General features: G+C 52.5%; 1 protein-coding gene. It reads left to right on the forward strand.

Annotated elements, in window-relative coordinates; translation table 11 throughout:
• Positions 1-2,460, forward strand: a 2,460-nt coding sequence (locus tag E1162_RS19355) for a hypothetical protein (RefSeq protein WP_257098528.1), incomplete at both ends; no start/stop codon positions are given.

Consider the following 2,460-nt stretch of genomic DNA (forward strand, 5'->3'; position numbering starts at 1 on the left):
GTCGCCTTCGAAGGCGATGTCGAGGTTGGTTACACAAACAACATCGACCAATCTGGAAATACGCCGACAATCGTTCTTACAGAAACAGACAGTGGCACCGATCCGCTGCTCGTGAACCTTGGCGATTACTTTACGGCTACGCCAACCGATGCGGATGGTTCGGAGAACATCACCGGCTACGATTTCCAGATCAACAACCTGCCTACGGGTACGCTGTTCTCAACCGATGGCGGCGTGACGTTCAGCTCTGCCGATATTAGCGGCGGAACCTTGAACTATTCAGGCAACGAGCCGGATCTTTCCCAGCTTGTTCTGGCATTGCCTGCAGACTTCTCCACCCAGAACCCGCAAACGACGATTGATGGAACGTTTACGGCTAAAACGGATGAAGGCGGTTCTGCTTCCCAGCCGTTCGGTATCTATGTCGCCTATGAAAGCGATATAGAACTCACTGCACCGGCTGCCCAAAACGCCGAGGATGCGAACAATAACACGGTTGATCTCGGTATTTCCGCAGCAATAACCGACTTGGATCTTTCCGAAGGTGACGACAATACAGCGGATACAGTGTCCATAACGTTTGGACGCCTTCCCGCAGGAACAACTGCAAATGTCGGTGCGTTGGATGTCGGTAATCTTACATGGACAGGCACAGCTGCTGAGGCAAGCCAACTGGCCCTTACCTTCCCCGAGGACTTCTCTACCCAAAGTTCTCCAGATGGTACGCCAGAAGCTCCGATTGATTATACGATCACGGTCACGACCTCCGAAGGCACTGAGTCCGTTGATAGTTCAATCACTGTTACGCCTACTGAAGACATCGATATCGATGCTAAAGATGTGACCGTGAACGAAGATAGCGGCCCGATTGCCCTTAATCTTGGTTTGGCGATCACAGATCAGGACCTTTCTGAAAATCTGGTCGAACCGATCAAGATCACGTTCACCGACTTGCCAGCCGGTGCGAGCTTTAATGTTGGCTCGTTTAATCCGGTAAGTGGTGAATGGTTCGGTACGCTTGCAGACTATCAGGCTCTCGTTCTGAGCAATCTGCCAGAGCACTATTCCGGTATCATTACGGCCGAAGTCGAAGCCAATTCGAACGAGGGGGCAGATACCGATCAGTTCCTCATCAACGTGTTGCCAATTGCAGAGCCGACCATCGATATGACGGTTATTGCGGCAGCTTCTGATGGTGATACCCAAATCGCCAAAGAAGATACGCCGTTTACGGTGAACCTGAGTGCCAGCACGCCAGATACCGATGGATCGGAAAGCCTGACAACAATCGTGCTTTCCAACGTTCCTGATGGCTGGGTCGCGCTTTCTGGTGGCAATACGGTTGATCCGTCTGCCTTCACCTCTGGCGGTTCGGATATCCAGTCGGCGACCTATGACAGTTCGACTGGAGAGCTGACAATCACCTTCAATCCGGGTTTGACCAGTTGGAACGGTGATCTGACCCTGACACCGGCAAACGATACGGACAAAGACATCAACACGCTGATGAACGGCGAGCTAACTGCAACCGTTACCTCCACCGACACAGCCGCAGACCTGCCTTCCAACCAAGCTTCGGCTTCTGATGAGGTAGATGTTGATGTTGATGCGGTCATCGACACGCCGGACTTGCGGGACCAGAATCAGACGGTCAACGAGGACCTTAACTCACGTGGTGAGAGCCGCTTGCGCATTACCCGACTGCGCCTTGGTGACACGGATGGATCAGAAACATATGGTCCGTTGATGTTCACCATCACAGTGGATGAAACGGCCTCTGACAACTTCTCGGTTAAAGACAGCATTTCTGTTCGTTCCACCAGCAATGGTTCGTTTGGTGACATCACACTGGTGAGTAGCGATGACGGTCAGGCGACCTACACCGTTACCCAGCCGGACGGTATTCCGAACTTCCGCTTCGAGCAGTTCGTGCAGAACCTGCGGGTGTCTTATCCTGAGAACTTCAGCGGTAAACTCTCTATCGATGGCAGCTTGGTGGTGAATGAGACCACCACGCCAACCACCATGCCGGGTGATAACGAGTACGATACCTCTGACAACTCGACCATGGTGAACTTCGATACCACAGTGACAGTGCGGCCGAGGGCTGAAGCCGAGCTCAAGGTAACACTGGAACCTGCGCAAGATGGCTTCAACGAAACACCACTAAACGATCCAAATGCGGGCGTTTCCGTTCAGCCGGGCGATCAGCCACCGAATGTGGAGATTTTCGAGGATAGCTCCGTCACCTTGAAGATCGAAGCGTCAACGCCGGATACAGATGGCTCTGAGGAGCTGAATGTCATTCGCATCGATAATATCCCGAACGATTGGTTCGCGTATGCGCCAGATGGTACCGTTGATCCTGCGATTTTCGGCGCTGAAAGCGGCAAGATCGATACAGCCGTTTATAACGAGAACAATGGCCAGTTGACCATAACCTTCAACTCCAACGTTATC

This window comes from Pseudovibrio flavus (genome assembly GCF_009711345.1).
Classification (GTDB): Bacteria; Pseudomonadota; Alphaproteobacteria; order Rhizobiales; family Stappiaceae; genus Pseudovibrio; species Pseudovibrio flavus.